This window comes from Catellatospora coxensis (assembly GCF_016862635.1).
In the GTDB taxonomy this organism is placed as follows: Bacteria; Actinomycetota; Actinomycetes; order Mycobacteriales; family Micromonosporaceae; genus Catellatospora; species Catellatospora coxensis.
The window spans coordinates 13,135-28,012 of sequence record NZ_BONI01000033.1; the positions used below are offsets into that span (position 1 = coordinate 13,135).

Below are 14,878 nucleotides of genomic sequence, written 5' to 3' on the forward strand. Positions count from 1 at the left end.
CAAGAGCATCCGGGATGAACTTATTTAACGGAACACATCCGACGCCGGGGCTTGAAACTCTCAGGCGCGCACGAAAAGATACCCCGGTCCACGATCATCGGCACCGGCTGGTTTCCACATCGGAGCGTGCATCCATGAATCCGCTGCGCCTGGCGTGCTGCCTGGCCTCGGTCGCCCTGCTGATCGCCGGGTGCACGTCCACCCCGGACAACCCGCAGCCACTGGCGGTCGGCGTGCTGGCGCCGCTCAGCGGCCCCGACGCGAGCTGGGGCGTCGACGCCGTGAACGGGGCGCGGCTGGCCGTCGACATCGTCAACGACGCCCACCCCGACCTGCCGCTGCCGCTGGCGGCGGGCACCGGCCTGCCGGGCCGGCGCGGCGCACGGCTGAGCCTGGCCGCCCGGGACACCGCCGGGCAGGTCGAGACCGCGTCGGCCGCGCTGACCGCGCTCGCCGAGCAGGAGCACGTGGCAGGCCTGGTGCTGGCGGAGTCCGCCGATATCGCCGAGTCCGCCGCCAGCCAGGCGCAGCGCCTGCGGGTGCCGCTGCTCGACGCGCGCAGCAGCGACGACTACCTCACCGAACTCGGCATCGACTGGTATTTCCGGATCGGGCCGAGCGACAGCCGGCTCACCGAGGCGGCGTTCGCGCTGCTGGCCCGCCGCGGGGCCGGGTCGGGCGGGATCACCCTGATCACCGAGTCCGGGCGGGGCGGATCCTCGGCGGCCGTGACGAGCCTGCGCGACCTGGCGCGCCGCGCGGGTGTGCCGGTGACCCTGTCGCTGACGATGGCCGCCGGCGCCACCGACGCGAAGCGGCTGCACGACCAGCTCGCCGAGAAACCCGAGAACACGGTCGTGGCGTGGGCGCAGACGGCGGCTGGGGCGCGGGCCGTCGCCGACGCCGTCGGCGAGACCACCGGGCGGCCGACGCTGGTCGGTCTCGGCCAGGGCTTCCGGTCGCTGGAGCGGCCCGACAGCGGAGCCGCGCTGCTGCGCGCGGTGCCGTGGTCGGCCGACCTCGCCCAGCGCGACCCGACCGCCCGGCTCGTCGCGGAGCTGTACGAGCGGCGCAACGGCAAACCCATGAGCGCGGTCGCCGCTGACGCGTTCACCGCGACGATGGCGCTGGCCGCGGCCGTCGACACGGCCGGTTCGGCCGACCCGGCGGCGATCCGCACCGCGCTGCGCCGCACGTCGCTGTCCGCGGTACAGCTGATCATGCCGTGGGACGGGGTGCGCTTCGGCGACGACGGGCAGAACCAGTTCGCCGCCGCCGTCGTCGAGCAGTGGCAGGACCGCGGCTACCGGCTGGTGTACCCGATCGAGCTGGCGTCGACGCGGGCCCGCTGGAGCAGCCCGGAGCCGAAGCCGTGACCGGCCTGCCGCTGCTGCTGCGGAACGCGCTGCTGGCCGACGGACGCCGCGTCGACGTGCGGGTGCACGGCGCGACGATCGAGCGGGTGGAACCGGCCGGCACCGTGGACGCGACCGGCGCGCGGGTCGTCGACCTGGCCGGTCAGCTGTTGCTGCCCGCCCCGATGGAGATCCACGCCCACCTGGACAAGGCGCTGAGCGCCGACGCCGTGCCCAACCCGGCCGGGGACCTGTTCGGCGCGGTCACCGCCTGGCTGGCGTACCGGCCGTCGCTGACCCGCGAGCAGGTCGAGAGCTCGTCCCGCACGGCCCTGGACGGCTACCTCGACCATGGCGCGACAGCCGTGCGCACCCACGCCGACCTCGGCGAGGGGATCGGCCTGCGGGCGCTGCAGGCGGTGCTCGCGGTGCGCGACGCGGCCGCCGGGCGCTGCGCGGTGCAGGTCACCGCGTTCGCGGCGGTGCCGCTGACCGGCGCGGCCGGGGCCGGCAACCGCGCGCTGCTGGCCGACGCGCTGGCGGCGGGCGCGGACGCGGTCGGGGCGTGCCCGGGGCTCGACCCCGACCCCGCCGGGTGTGTCGAGATCTGCCTCGACCTGGCCGCACGCCACGGTGTCCCGCTGGACCTGCACGTCGACGAGTGGCTGCAACCCGAGCCGTGCTCGCTGGAGCTGCTGGCCGACGCGGTCGTCGCGACCGGGTTCCCGCACGGCGTGCTCGCGGGACACTGCGTCAGCCTCGGCATGATGGACCCCGACCGGGCCGGGCGGCTGGCCGACAAGGTGGCCCGCGCCGGGATCGCCGTGGCGTGCCTGCCGCAGACCAACCTGTACCTGCAGGGACGTGACCATGACCGGGCCGTCCCGCGCGGGCTGACCGCGCTGCGCACGCTGCGCGCCGCGGGCGTCACGGTCGCCGCGGGCGGCGACAACCTGCAGGACCCGTTCCAGATCCTGGGCCGCGGCGACCCCCTGGAGACGGCCGCGCTGCTGGTGCTGGCCGGCCACGACACCCCCGAGACGGCGTACGACGCGGTCAGCGCGCAGGCCCGGCGCGCCGCCGGCCTGCCGCCCGTGGCCGTCGCGCCGGGATCGCCCGCCGAGCTGCTGGCCGTGCGCGCGGGTTCGCTGCGCGAGGCGCTGGCCACCGCCACCGCGCACCGGCTGGTGGTCCACGGCGGGCGGATCGTCGCCCGCACCACGGTCACCCGGCACGGCCCGGACGACCATCCCGCACAGCCGGACTCTGCACAGATAGGACGTACCGCGTGACCGACGACGGCATCCCCGCCCTGACGCTGGAGGCGGTCGGGGTGCGATATCCCGGCGGCACCCTCGCCCTCGACGGGGTGACCCTGCACCTGGCCGCCGGCGAGTTCACCGCCGTGGTCGGGCCCTCCGGCTGCGGCAAGAGCACCCTGCTGCGGCTGGCCGCCGGGCTGCTCAAACCGACCACCGGCACGGTCACGCGTGCCTCGGACCGGCTCGGCTTCGTGTTCCAGGACCCGACCCTGCTGCCCTGGCGCAGCGTACGGCGCAACGTCGAGCTGGCCGGCGAGCTGACCGGGGTCCCCCCGCGCGAGCGCCGCGAACGGGCCGAGGACGCGCTGCGCCGCGTCGGCCTGTCGCACGCCGCCGACAAGCTGCCTGGCGCCCTGTCCGGCGGCATGCGGATGCGGGTGTCACTGGCCCGCACCCTGACCGGCCGGCCCGACCTGATGCTGTTCGACGAGCCGTTCGGCTCCGTCGACGAGATCACCCGCGCCCGGCTCGGCGACGACCTGCAGGAGCTCTTCGCCGCGGACGCGTTCGCGGGCCTGCTGGTCACCCACTCCGTCGCCGAGGCCGTCTACCTGTCGCAGCGGGTGCTGGTGATGGCCGACCGTCCCGGGCGGCTGGTCGGCGAGGTCGCGGTGCCGCTGCCGTACCCCCGCCTGCCCGAGGTGCGCTTCTCCCCCGCCTTCACCGAGCTGACCTCGCAGGTGACCGCCCTGCTGCAGGGCGGCGCCGCCGACCGGATCGAGGTCGCCGCATGACACCCGTCCCGACCCGGCTGGCCCGGCAGTCCCGGCGGCTCGCCCCGCCCACGGCGGTGGCCGCGATCGTGCTGGCCGCCTGGTACTTCGGCAGCTACGTGCTGATCGACGCCGACCGGCGCTTCCTGCTGCCCGCGCCGCACGAGGTCGTCAAGGTCGGCTTCCTGGACCCGGTCAACCTCGCCGAGCTGCTGGCCGGGCTGCGGCTGTCGGCCGAGGTCGCGGTGACCGGGCTGATCTGCGCCGCGGTGCTCGGCCTGGCGCTGGCGATCCTGATGAGCCAGGCCCGCTGGGTGGAGCGCTCGCTGTACCCGTACGCGGTGGCGCTGCAGACCGTGCCGATCCTGGCCCTGGTGCCGCTGTTCGGGTTCTGGTTCGGCTTCGGCTTCCCCAGCCGGGTCCTGACCTGCGTGCTGATCGCGCTGTTCCCGATCGTGGCTAACTCGCTGTTCGGCCTGCGCTCGGTCGACCCGGCGCTGCACGACCTGTTCACCCTGCACCGCGCCGGGCGGCTGACCCGGCTGGTCAAGCTGCAGCTGCCCGCGGCGCTGCCCGCGATCCTCACCGGGCTGCGCATCTCCGCCGGGGCCGCGGTGATCGGCGCGATCGTCGGCGACTTCTTCTTCCAGCAGGGCGAACCCGGCCTCGGCCAGCTCATCTACGTGTACCCGAGGCGGCTGCAGTCCGAGATGCTCTTCGCCGCCGTGTTCCTGGCCTCGGCGTTCGGCGTCGCCGTCTTCTGGCTCTTCGGTGTGCTGGCCCGGCGGGCCACCGCCTGGCACTCCTCGCAGCAGCACCGCCGGACCGACACCGGCGGCGCGGCCCACTGACCCTCTCACTCACCCCCACAACTCCACGAAGGAGATACATGAACACCCTTCCCGCCTCGCGAAGGCCGCTGCAGCGCGCCGGCGCGGCGACCGCGCTGGTCGCGATGCTGCTCGCCGGGGGCTGCCAGTCCGCCGACCCCGCCACGCCGCCGGCGCCCAGCGCGGGCAGCGGCTCCACCGACCTCGCCGCCGTGTGCCCCGCGACCGTGGTGGTCCAGGCGGCGTGGACGCCCGAGGCCGAGCACGGCGCGCTCTACCACCTGCTCGGGCCGACCCCGACCGTCGACGCCGCGGCGAAGAAGGTCACCGGCCCGCTGATGGCCGGCGGGCAGAGCACCGGCGTGAACATCGAGATCCGCGCGGGCGGCCCGGCGATCGGCTTCCAGAACGCCGGCGCGCAGATGTACGCCGACCCGTCGATCATGCTCGGCCAGGTGGCCACCGACGACGCCATCGGCCTGTCTGCCAAGCAGCCCGTCGTCGCGGTCGTCGCCCCGTTCGACATCGCGCCCTACATGATCATGTGGGACCCGGCCGCGAACCCGGGCTTCAACTCGATCGTCGACATCGGCAAGACCGACACCAAGGTGCTGTTCTTCAACGGCGCGACCTACATGGACTACCTGACGGGCAGCGGCACCCTGCGCCGGGGACAGGTCGACGGCGCGTACGACGGCAGCCCGACCCGCTTCCTGGCCGAGAAGGGCAAGATCGCCCAGCAGGGCTTCGCCACCAACGAGCCGTTCATCTACGAGAAGGCTCTGCCGCAGTGGAAGAAGCCGGTCAAGTTCCAGCTCATCCACGACACCGGCTACCCGATCTACCCTGAGGCCGTGGTGGTGCGCGCGGACAAGAAGGCCGAGCACGCCGCGTGCCTCAAGCGCCTGGTGCCGATCATCCAGCGCTCGCAGGTGGAGTACGTGAAGAACTTCGCGGCGACCAACGAGCTGATCATCAAGCTGAACGACGCGTACAAGGGCTTCCCGTACAGCAAGGAGCAGGCGGCGTTCAGCGTCGAGCAGCAGCTCAAACTGAAGATCGTCGGCAACGGCGGCAACGCCACCCTGGGCGACTTCGACGTCGACCGGGTCAAGCAGGTCATCGGCATCGTCGGCCCGATCTACTCGGGCCAGCGCAAGGAGGTCAAGGCGGGCCTGACCGCACAGGACCTGGTGACCAACGAGTTCATCGACCCGGCGATCGGGCTGAGCTGACCTCGTGAGCACCGTCGAACCACCACCGCTGGCGCACGTCGCGCAGCGGGCGAGCCGCCGGGCCCCCAGCCCGGCGGCTCTCGCCGCTTTCCTCGACGCGCTCGCCGCTGCCCTGCCGGCCGACCGGGTCACCACGAGAGAGTCGGCGCGTCTGGCCGCCTCCCGCGACGGGGCCTACCTGTCGCCGCTGCTGTCGGCCGTGCTGCCCGAACGCCTCGCCGACGTCGTGGTGCTGCCGCGCTCCACCGAGCAGCTGCAGACCGCGGTGCGGCTCGCGCACGCCCACGGCGTCCCGGTCGTGCCCCGCGGCCGGGGCACCGGCAACTACGGCCAGGCAGTGCCGCTCGCGGGCGGGCTGGTCGTGGACCTCAGCGAAGCCGACCGCGTCCTCGAAGTGGGCACCGGCTGGATCCATGCCCAGGCGGGCGCGACGTTCGTCGCCCTGGAGGCCGCGGCGCGGCGCACCGGCCAGGAGATTGCGATGATGCCGACCACCGTCGGCAGCACCATCGGAGGTTTCCTCGGCGGCGGCGCGGGCGGGCTCGGCTCGATCGAGCACGGCTGGCTCTGGGAGGGTTTCGTGCGGGCGCTGGAGGTGGTCGGCTGCCCACCGCAGGACCAGCCCCGCCGGGTGTACGGCGCGCAGTGCCTGCCGTACCTGCACGCGTACGGCGTCACCGGGATCATCGCCACCGCCACCGTCAAGCTCGCCCCGGCCCGGGACTGGACCGCGGTGCTCGCCTCGTTCCCCGACGGCGCGGACGCCACCCAGGCGGGGCTCGGCCTGCTGCGCCTCGACCCGGCGCCACGGATGGTGTCGCTGGACGAGCCCGCGCTGATCGCCACCTACCCCGCCGACCCGGCGCTGCCCGAGGGCCGGCACAGCCTGCGGGCGGTGGTGGACGTCTCGCTCGTGGACGCCGTCGCGGCGCTCGTCACCGCGCACGGCGGGCGGATCGACAAGGTCGATGCCCGCGCGGTCGGCTATGTGTCGACCCTGTCGTTCAACCATGTCACGCTGCGGGCCAAGAGAGCCCGGCCCGAGCTGTGCCATCTGCAGGTCGGCGGCACACCGCTGATCACCGACCCGGACGCGGTCCGCGCGGCGCTACCGGGCGGGATGCTGCACCTGGACGGCATGCGCCCGTTCCCCAACCTGGCCGACCCGACGTACGGACGGGGCTTCGGCGGCCTGCTGCTCGCTCCGTTCCACGACGCGGCGACGCTGTACGCCGGCGTCCAGCGGCTGCGCGAGCTGGGCGTGCACGTCGTCGACCCGCACACCTGGTTGCTGGGCGGCCCTGCCCTGCCCGGCATCCGTGCCGCCGCGTCCGCCAACGACCCCGACGGCCTGCTCAACCCGGGCAAGCTCCCCCTCGACGAACCGGCCTGACCGCCGTCGATCATCCGACTTGCCAGGCACCTGAGCGTATGACGCCGCAAGATACGCGCAGGTGCCGGGCAAGTCGAGTGATCTCAGCCTTGACACGGCGGCGCGGATACAGATAGACACGTGCGACTGTAACTTTGCGTCGACACGTGGAGCACTCAATGTTGCGCGCCTTCTTCGGACGCCACAAGACCGCCTCGACCTGGGCGCGCAGCATCCTGCACGACGCGGCCCACGCGCTGGGCCTGAAGGTGCTCACCGTGCACGTGCCCGACCAGTGGGCCGGGCACGCCAGCGTCGGCGACTACGTCCGGGCCGAGCAGCCCGACCTGCTGGTGATGACGAACGTGACCCAGGCCCAGTTCGAGACGCTGCCGCCGCTGCGGGGCCTCAACGTCATCCGCGACCCGCGCGACATCATCGTCTCGGGCTACTTCAGCCACCGGAACAGCCACCCCGAGCAGCTGATGGGCATCGTGTGGCACGAACTCGTCGCGCACCGGCGCGTGCTGTCCGAGGTCGACGTCGAGGCCGGGCTGCTCGCCGAGATCGAGTTCAGCGGAGTGTTCCTGGACCCGATGTGCGAGTGGAACTACGCCAACCCGGGCGTGCTGGAGCTGCGCATGGAGGACATGGTCGCCGACCCGTACGCGACCTGGACCCGTGCGCTGACCCACCTCGACCTGGTCGCACCGGGCGGGTTCGAGCGGCTCCGGCACGCCGCGTCCACCTGGAACCTGGCCGACCGGCGCGAGACGCCGCGCTCGCTGGCCCGGGCCCGCCGTTTCCTGCCGCCGGTGCCGCTGCGCCGCCTGCCGCAGGCGCACGTCGCGGGAGCCCTGGCCCGGTTCTCCTTCGAGCGGCTGTCGCAGGGGCGCCGGCCGGGCCAGGAGGACGTGCACAGCCACTACCGGCGCGGGGTGGCCGGGGACTGGCGCAACCACCTGAGCGAGGTGCACCTGAAGGCGATCACCGCGCGGTACGGCGACATCGTGCAGCAGTTCGGCTACTCAACGTGAGTCGCACATCCGACACTGGCGCACTACATCCACATTCATCAATATGATGTGACGGGTGTCCGCCGCTGCCACGCTCCAGGCCCTGCACACCGAAGAGGGCCGCCGCAACCCGTACCCGCACTACGCAGCCCTGCACGCCGTCGGCCCGGTCGCCCCACTGACCGGCCACTACGCGGCGGTCGTGCACGGCTACGACGCGGTCAGCCGCGTGCTGCGCGACCCGGCCTTCCGGGTCCTGGACGCCGAACAGCTCGCCCGACAGCTGCCCACCTGGCACGAACACCCGTCGCTGACCGTACTGATGAACTCGATGATGTTCATCAACGGCGACCAGCACGCCCGCCTGCGCCGCCTGATCACGCGCGAGTTCACCGCCCGCCGGGTCGCCGCCCTGGCCGAGACCGTCACCCGGCAGGTCGACCACCTGCTCGATCGCCTCGCCGAGCAGGACGGCGAGGTCGACTTCATCAAGGAGTTCGCCTTCCCGCTGCCCTCCAACGTCATCGGCGAACTGCTCGGCGTGCCCGCCGAGGACCGCCCGTGGTTCCAGCCGCACGTGTCGGCGATCGGCGCGGTGCTCGACGCGGGCGGCGCCGACAAGTTCGCCGTGGCGGACAAGGCCGCTACCGAACTCAGCGCGTACTTCACCGACCTGGTCCGGCAGCGGCGGCAGGACCCCCGCGACGACCTGGTGACCGTGCTGTCCGCCGCGGGCGAGGACGACGACCCGCTGACCCACGAGGAGCTGCTGTCGGCGCTGGTGCTGGTGTTCAACGCCGGGTTCGAGACCACCACCCACCTGCTCGGCAACGGCCTCGAAGTGCTGCTGCGCCACCCGGACGCGGCACAGCGGCTACGGGAGCAGCCGGAACTCGCGCCCGGCTACGTCGAGGAGTTCCTGCGCCTGGAAGCGCCGGCCCAGCTGACGACGCGGTGGACCGCGGTGGACGCCGAGGTCGACGGCGTCCCCGTGCCGGCCGGTTCCTCGGTGCTGGTGCTGCTCGGCGCGGCCAACCGCGACCCGGCCCGGTTCGCCGACCCGGACACGTTCCAGCCCGAGCGCGCCGACAACGCGCACCTGACCTTCAGCGCGGGCCTGCATTTCTGCCCCGGGGCCCTGCTCACCGTCACCGAGGCGCAGATCGCGTTCCCCCGCCTGCTGGCCCGCTTCCCCCGGCTGGCGCTCTCCGGCGAGCCCGCGTACCGCGCCCAGCTGACGCTGCGCGGCCACACCCACCTGCCGGTCATCCTCGCCTGACGCACATGGAGCCTGCGCGACGGCCTCAATCCCCGGCCGGGGGCATGGTCGCGTCGGCGTACGCGGAGACCTTGGCGATCCGAGCACCGAACCCACCCGGGTCGTCGACGCCGAACCAGGGCTGCCACCACGGCCCGGTGGGATCAACGACCCGCGCCGCATGGCCGGTGCCCAGCCGGTCGTCGAGATACACCAGTGAGTCCAGCACGTAGCCCTGGTCGTAGGGCAGCCCCGACGGCAGGTAACGCTCCAGGTACGCGACGAGGACCTCGGCGTCGGACGGTTCGCCGAACCGCGCGAGCGCGAACGCGTAGCCCTTGCCGGCGTAGGCGACTTGGCTCGCGAGCAGCAGTTCAGCCAGTTCGGCCCGGAACCGGGTGCGCCGGTCCAGGCCGATCAGCCACGCGGCCGTCAGGCGTGGACGCCAGTCGGGCAACCGCAGCATCGCGGCGAGTTCGTCGTCGCCGACGCGCCGGGCGTCCGCCCACAGCCCGCGCATCAGCTCCATGGCCTGCTCGGCGGGCAGGTTGTCGACGAAACTGCCGCCGCCGAGCAGTTTGAGGTACCGGCGGTCGCTGTCGCGCGGGCCCAGGACGTAACGGCGGTACGGGGCATGCGCTTCCCTGCCATCAGGGCAGGGTCACGACCTGTGCGGCGTACGAGAGCCCGGCGCCGAAGCCGATGAGCAGCGCCGTGCCCCCGCTGGGGGCCTGGCCGTCGCGTCGCATCCGCTCCATGGCCAGCGGGACCGATGCCGCCGAGGTGTTGCCCGCCTCGGCGATGTCGCGGGCCACCGGCACGTCCGCCGGGAGCTTGAGGGCCCGGACCATCGCGTCGATGATGCGCAGGTTGGCCTGGTGCGGGATGAACGCGTCGAGGTCGTCGACGGTGATCCCGGCCGCCTGCAGCGCCCGCTGCGCGACGGGCACCATCTCGTACGAGGCCCACCGGAACACCTGCTGGCCGGACATCTGCCAGATGGGCCGCGGCCCGCTCGGGTCGTCGGCGAAGGACTTCCAGTCGCGGGTCTGGCTGATCACACCCGCCTGGCTGCCGTCCGCGCCCCAGACGACCGGCCCGATGCCCGGCTGTTCCGACGGGCCGATCACCACGGCCCCCGCGCCGTCGCCGGGGATGAACGCGGTCGCCCGGTCGTTCTTGTCGATGAGGTCGGTGAGCCGTTCCGCGCCGATCACCAGGACATACCGGGCGCTGCCGCTGTGGATCATGTCCCGGCCCAGCGCCACTCCATGGCAGAACCCGGCGCACCCGGCGGAGAGGTCGAAAGCCGCCGCGTTCACCGCGCCGAGCTGATGGGCGATCTGCGGGGCGAGCGCCGGGGTCTGTTCGAGGTGCGACACCGTCGCCAGGATCACGCAGCCGATGTCGGCCGCGTCGACTCCGGCGTCGGCGAGCGCGGCGGACGCCGCCTGCACGGACATGAACGCCAGCGTCTCGTCGGACCCCGCCCAGCGCCGTTCGGTGATCCCGGACCGGGTCCGGATCCATTCGTCGGTCGAGTCGATCCAGGTGCAGATCTCCTCGTTGGTGATGACCCGGCGCGGCCGGTAGCCGCCGAGGCCGAGGATGCGGGCATGGGACACCAGGTCCGGAACGGTGATCCCGCGTCCGGCCGGTGCGGGCGTCTGTGCTGGCATCGTGTGCGGCTCCTGGATCGTGGCGGGGGTCCCCCGATGGCGCGGATCGTGATTATCACCGCGCTCGCCCGGCACCGCAGGGCATGGTGGCGACAGTGTTATCCAGGCGTGACCTCGCCGACACCAAGATCCACGCTCGGCTCAGAACGAGCTGTCGGTGTTCGAGTCGAACGGGCCGTGCGGCGGGCGGGCCTCACGATCGCCGAAGTACCCGTCCCGGGAGGGGTCGAGGTGGCTGCGACGCCTGCTGCGCCTCGCCCCGACGACCACCATGGTCACGATCAGCAGTGCCGCCGCACCCGCGAAAACCAGAAACCATTCCATGACGCGGACGGTAGGCGATCCGCGCCAGACCCGAGGCGGCCGGCCGACGGTCAGCTGAGGCAGGCGCCGCGACGCGGGCGGCGCCTGCCTGTTCAGCGGGGTGTCACGGGGCCCATGGCGCGGCCGTCAGCCAGCTGGTGTCGGCGGCGAAGTTCGCCGGGGCGTCGGCGGCCAGCGTGCCGCCGTTGCCGCTCACCCACACCTCGCTGCTGTAGTGCCGCAGGTAGCGGTTGGCGAAGTTGTACGACTGCCAGGACAGCCCGGTGCCGCTGTTGCCCGGCTGCGCGCAGAACGTCGCGTCGGCCGCGTAGAGCGGCGTGGCGGCGTACGCGTCGAGCCGGATCCGGTAGTCGGAGTGCCGCAGGTAGTAGCCGGGGAAGTTGCGCGACTCGAACGAGTAGCAGGAGTTGTCGGCCAGCCCCGCGACGATCCGGAACGTCGCGTCCTGCTTGACGGTGCCGCTCGACCCGCCGGTGACCTGCGCGGTGTAGCCGAGGTAGCCCTGGTGGCGCACGTACCGGTCGGTGAAGCCGGGCGTGGTCGCCTGCAGCGACTGGTACGACCCGGCGGTCACGTTCGCGTCGCTGCGCCACCAGGCCGACGTGAGCCGCCACGTGGTGTCCTGCGCCCAGTTGACGGCCGAGTCGCTGGGCAGGGTGCCGCCGTTGCTCGCGATCCACACCTGGTTGGCGTGGTGGCGCAGGAAGCGGGTCGGGAAGTTGTAGGACCGCAGCGAGACGCCCTGCCCGCTGTTGCCGTCGGCGGCGCAGAACGTCGCGTCGGCGGCGAACTGGGCGCTGCCGTCGTCGGCGGCCAGCCGCACCTGGTAGTTGTAGTGCCGCAGGAAACTGCCCGGGTTGTCCCGCGATTCCAGCGAGTAGCAGCCGCTGCCGGCCAGCCCGGCCCGTACCAGGAAGGATCCGTTCTTCTTGTCGGTCGCGGTGCTCGCGGCGGTGATGACCGAGGTGACGGCGACGCCGCCGGAGTGGCGTACGGACCGGTCGGTGTAGCCGGGCGTGGTGGCCCGCAGCGACGCGCCCTTGCCGACGGCCAGCAGCGGGGTCGCCGAGCCGGTGGTCGACAGGGTGAGCACGACGACCGAGTTCGCGGGGAAGGTGCGCACGAAGCTCGGCCCGGCCGCGGTGGTCGTGGTGGTCGGCGCGATGGTGTTCGGGGCGGAGATGCTGTTGCGGGCGTTGGGGTCACCGGTCAGCGTGGTGACCGTCGCGGTGCCGCCGACGCTGCTCGCACCGCTGATCGTCAGCTGCGTCTCGACGGCGCTCGCCGTCGGGTTGACCACGGTGAGGTAGACCGTTCCGGAGACGGTGCGGGTGGCCACGGCGCGCACGTCCGGGGACGCGCCGGTCAGCTGCACCGGCACCACGTGGTCGCCGAGCAGCGTGCCGAACATCTGCTGCACGTGGTAGGACGGCGACCCGTACGACGACACCGCGTTGAAGCCGATCAGGTTCGACGACCACTGCCAGTTGTCGACGGAGGTCAGCGCCGGGGCGTACGCGGCTCCCATGACCAGGTCGGCGTTGCGGACCAGGCCGGTCATGAACGCGGCCTCGGCGATCGCGCCGGACAGGGTGCCGGTCGGGTTGGTGGAGCTGCCGTTGGTGACGCCGTACTCGCCGACGAGCACCTTCGGGCCGTTGCGGTCGGCGCTGTCGTAGCGGGTGGCCAGCGCGGCGATCCCGGCCGGGTTGCCGCTGTAGTAGTGGTCGTCGATGACGTCCATGGGCCGCGAGGTCACCGGCATCGACGCGACGATCTGCAGCTGCGGGTACGCCGCCTTGATCGCGTCGTAGAACATCGGGTAACGGTAGCCGTCGTAGCTGCCGCTGCCGTCGAACCAGTCCTCGTTGCCGATCTCGACGTAGCGCAGCGGGAACGGGGCCGGATGCCCGTCGGCGGCGCGCCGCGCGCCCCAGGTGGTGCTGGTGCTGCCGGTGATGTACTCGATCTCGTCCAGCGCCTCCTGGATGTACGGCGCGAGCTGGTTCTGCGGGGTCACGCTGCCGTTGAGGGTGTATCCGGCGAACACGCCCAGCAGCGGTTCGGCCCCGGCCTGCTCGGCCATGAGCAGGTAGTTGAGCAGGCCGAAGTGGTCGGTGGACCAGTAGCCCCAGGCGTCGTTCTGGTGGCCGGCGCGCTGCTCGACCGCGCCGATGGTGTTCTTCCAGGCGAACCGGTTGGCGATCACGTTGCCTTCGAGGTAGTTGCCGCCGGGCACCCGGATGAAGCCCGGTTTGGTGTCGGCGAGCTTCTGCTGCAGGTCGGCGCGGATGTTGCCGGTGGGCGCGAAGGTCGGCGCGTTGCACTGCACCACGCTCAGCCACAGGGTGCGGCCCGCGCCGGCGCCGTTGGCGGACACGACGAACCGGTTGGCGGTCGACACCGGCGCGGACGCCGGGGCGGTCAGCGTGGCGGTGTACCGGGCCCAGCCGGTGCCGACCGTGCCGACCGAGGCGCTGGCGTACACGGTGCCGGTGTTGCTCTCCAGGCTGACCGTGACCGGCCCGAAGGCCTGATCGGCTCGGGCGAAGAAGGAGACCTGGTACGTCGCCGACGGGCGCACGCCGACGCCGTAGAACCCGGCGTTGGCGGCCCCGACGCGCTGGCCTGCCGCGTTCGCGCCGATGCTCAGCCGCAGCGAGTTCGGGTTCGCCGCGTTCAGGCCGCCCGCGGTGTCCAGGGCGACCGAGCCGCTGCCGCCGCCCGCGGTGAGCAGGGACCAGGAGGAGATGCCGTTCTCCTTCATGGTGGCGTTGCGGACCACGTTGGCGTTGAGCCCGCCCTCGACGGAGTGGTTGATGTCCTCGACGATGTGCCCGAACTGGGTGCTGTTGACGGCGGCCGTGGTGTGGCCGGCGTCGACGGTCAGCCATGCGGTCGGCGCGGCCGCGGCGGGCGCGGCCGGCACGGTGGCCAGCCCGGCGGTGAGGACGACGGCGAGCAGGATGGGCCGTGCTCGATGCTGCATGTGCTCCTCCAGGGACGGCGGGATGTGAGCGATCACATTCACTGCCGTCACTTCTTAACGTGCGCGTACCCGGGAGTCAACGAATTCCGAAACGTTTCGCCCGACCGCTGCCGCCCGTGCCGGCCGTCGCCGGGCACGGGCGGCGCGAGGTCGCGCCGGGACGGTCGCCGACGGGCGTCAGGGAGCGGGCGTGGGCAGGGTCGCGGGCGGCTCGCACACGCCGACCTCGGTCATGCCGTGGATAGAGGAGATCGGCACCAGCGTGCGGGCCTTCGCGGTGATCCGGTTCTCCGGCTGACCCGGGTCGGGCAGCACGGTGACATAACCGTCGGGTTCCAGCGAGACCAGACCGCAGATGATCCCGTGGTCGTAGGTGAGCTGGATGAGCTCGGCGGAGGCGGGCGCGGCGGGGGCCAGCCATCCCCCGAGCACGGCGAACCCGACCAGGGCCACCCCTGCCACGGCAAACCGCCGGGCGCCCGCCACCTCACCGGCCACGGATCCGGCCGTCGCCGCGGCGGCGGCCACCAGGATCGCGCGCACCAGCAGCGCGAAACCCGCCACCAGCAGCGCCGCGACGAGCACCTGCACCGCCACGTGCAGGTCGGCCAGGTCGCCTGGTCCCCGGACGATGAGCGCGGCGGCGAGCAGCGCGGTGACGGCGGTCAGCCCGTTGCGCCAGGCGGAGGCCTGTGTGGGTACGCCTTCGGGAGTCGACATGGGATCGGGGGCGGACGGGTTTTCGGTCATACCGGTTACCTCGGTTCGGTTCGCGGGGGGCGCAC

General features: G+C 72.7%; 13 protein-coding genes. 8 read left to right on the top strand and 5 right to left on the bottom strand.

Going from position 1 to position 14,878, the window contains the following annotated elements:
* The first annotated feature begins 134 nt into the window (after window positions 1-134).
* From Cco03nite_RS19905 to Cco03nite_RS19940, 8 genes are all read left to right on the top strand, one after another.
* Window positions 135-1,376, top strand: coding sequence for an ABC transporter substrate-binding protein (locus tag Cco03nite_RS19905; RefSeq protein ID WP_203693651.1), 1,242 nt, complete (start codon window positions 135-137; stop codon window positions 1,374-1,376).
* Entirely contained in the window at window positions 1,373-2,647 is a 1,275-nt protein-coding gene (locus Cco03nite_RS19910; RefSeq protein ID WP_203693652.1) for an amidohydrolase family protein, read from the top strand. The genes Cco03nite_RS19905 and Cco03nite_RS19910 overlap by 4 nt, the downstream gene beginning before the upstream one ends.
* Entirely contained in the window at window positions 2,644-3,411 is a 768-nt protein-coding gene (locus tag Cco03nite_RS19915) for an ABC transporter ATP-binding protein (RefSeq protein ID WP_203693653.1), read from the top strand. The genes Cco03nite_RS19910 and Cco03nite_RS19915 overlap by 4 nt, the downstream gene beginning before the upstream one ends.
* Window positions 3,408-4,241: an ABC transporter permease gene (locus Cco03nite_RS19920; RefSeq protein ID WP_203693654.1), complete on the top strand. Its 834-nt coding sequence runs from the start codon at window positions 3,408-3,410 to the stop codon at window positions 4,239-4,241. The genes Cco03nite_RS19915 and Cco03nite_RS19920 overlap by 4 nt, the downstream gene beginning before the upstream one ends.
* A 38-nt stretch (window positions 4,242-4,279) precedes the next feature.
* Complete coding sequence (locus Cco03nite_RS19925; protein ID WP_203693655.1) at window positions 4,280-5,455, top strand: hypothetical protein; 1,176 nt, start codon at window positions 4,280-4,282, stop codon at window positions 5,453-5,455.
* Between the two features lie 4 nt (window positions 5,456-5,459).
* A complete protein-coding gene (locus tag Cco03nite_RS19930; protein WP_203693656.1) occupies window positions 5,460-6,848 on the top strand; it encodes an FAD-binding oxidoreductase in 1,389 nt (462 codons plus the stop codon).
* 158 nt (window positions 6,849-7,006) lie between these two features.
* Window positions 7,007-7,864: a sulfotransferase family protein gene (locus Cco03nite_RS19935; RefSeq protein WP_203693657.1), complete on the top strand. Its 858-nt coding sequence runs from the start codon at window positions 7,007-7,009 to the stop codon at window positions 7,862-7,864.
* A gap of 55 nt (window positions 7,865-7,919) precedes the next feature.
* Window positions 7,920-9,122, top strand: coding sequence for a cytochrome P450 (locus Cco03nite_RS19940; protein ID WP_203693658.1), 1,203 nt, complete (start codon window positions 7,920-7,922; stop codon window positions 9,120-9,122).
* Between the two features lie 25 nt (window positions 9,123-9,147).
* Here Cco03nite_RS19940 and Cco03nite_RS19945 read toward each other — a convergent pair whose 3' ends face one another.
* The 5 genes from Cco03nite_RS19945 to Cco03nite_RS19965 all read right to left on the bottom strand — a co-directional run bounded on the left by Cco03nite_RS19945 (window position 9,148) and on the right by Cco03nite_RS19965 (window position 14,843).
* Window positions 9,148-9,714, bottom strand: a complete 567-nt coding sequence (locus tag Cco03nite_RS19945; protein ID WP_275412063.1) for a DUF6000 family protein — start codon at window positions 9,712-9,714, stop codon at window positions 9,148-9,150.
* A 37-nt stretch (window positions 9,715-9,751) separates the two neighbouring features.
* The gene (locus tag Cco03nite_RS19950) at window positions 9,752-10,780 is read right to left on the bottom strand and encodes a beta-ketoacyl-ACP synthase III (protein ID WP_203693660.1); all 1,029 of its coding nucleotides are present in this window, start codon (window positions 10,778-10,780) and stop codon (window positions 9,752-9,754) included.
* Between the two features lie 141 nt (window positions 10,781-10,921).
* A complete protein-coding gene (locus tag Cco03nite_RS19955) occupies window positions 10,922-11,104 on the bottom strand; it encodes a hypothetical protein (protein WP_203693661.1) in 183 nt (60 codons plus the stop codon).
* 103 nt (window positions 11,105-11,207) lie between these two features.
* Window positions 11,208-14,093, bottom strand: a complete 2,886-nt coding sequence (locus Cco03nite_RS19960; protein ID WP_203693662.1) for an AbfB domain-containing protein — start codon at window positions 14,091-14,093, stop codon at window positions 11,208-11,210.
* Window positions 14,094-14,270: 177 nt separating this feature from the next.
* Window positions 14,271-14,843 carry a hypothetical protein gene (locus Cco03nite_RS19965; RefSeq protein WP_203693663.1) on the bottom strand — a complete coding sequence of 191 codons (573 nt, stop codon included), beginning with the start codon at window positions 14,841-14,843 and terminating at the stop codon, window positions 14,271-14,273.
* Window positions 14,844-14,878: the final 35 nt, after the last annotated feature.

Excerpts from the sequence above, each read along its gene's own strand:
- Cco03nite_RS19905 (WP_203693651.1), top strand. The coding sequence starts at position 135 with ATGAATCCGCTGCGCCTGGCGTGCTGCCTGGCCTCGGTCGCCCTGCTG.
- Cco03nite_RS19920 (WP_203693654.1), top strand. The coding sequence starts at position 3,408 with ATGACACCCGTCCCGACCCGGCTGGCCCGGCAGTCCCGGCGGCTCGCC.
- Cco03nite_RS19925 (WP_203693655.1), top strand. The coding sequence starts at position 4,280 with ATGAACACCCTTCCCGCCTCGCGAAGGCCGCTGCAGCGCGCCGGCGCG.
- Cco03nite_RS19935 (WP_203693657.1), top strand. The coding sequence starts at position 7,007 with ATGTTGCGCGCCTTCTTCGGACGCCACAAGACCGCCTCGACCTGGGCG.
- Cco03nite_RS19950 (WP_203693660.1), bottom strand. The coding sequence starts at position 10,780 with ATGCCAGCACAGACGCCCGCACCGGCCGGACGCGGGATCACCGTTCCG.
- Cco03nite_RS19955 (WP_203693661.1), bottom strand. The coding sequence starts at position 11,104 with ATGGAATGGTTTCTGGTTTTCGCGGGTGCGGCGGCACTGCTGATCGTG.
- Cco03nite_RS19960 (WP_203693662.1), bottom strand. The coding sequence starts at position 14,093 with ATGCAGCATCGAGCACGGCCCATCCTGCTCGCCGTCGTCCTCACCGCC.
- Cco03nite_RS19965 (WP_203693663.1), bottom strand. The coding sequence starts at position 14,843 with ATGACCGAAAACCCGTCCGCCCCCGATCCCATGTCGACTCCCGAAGGC.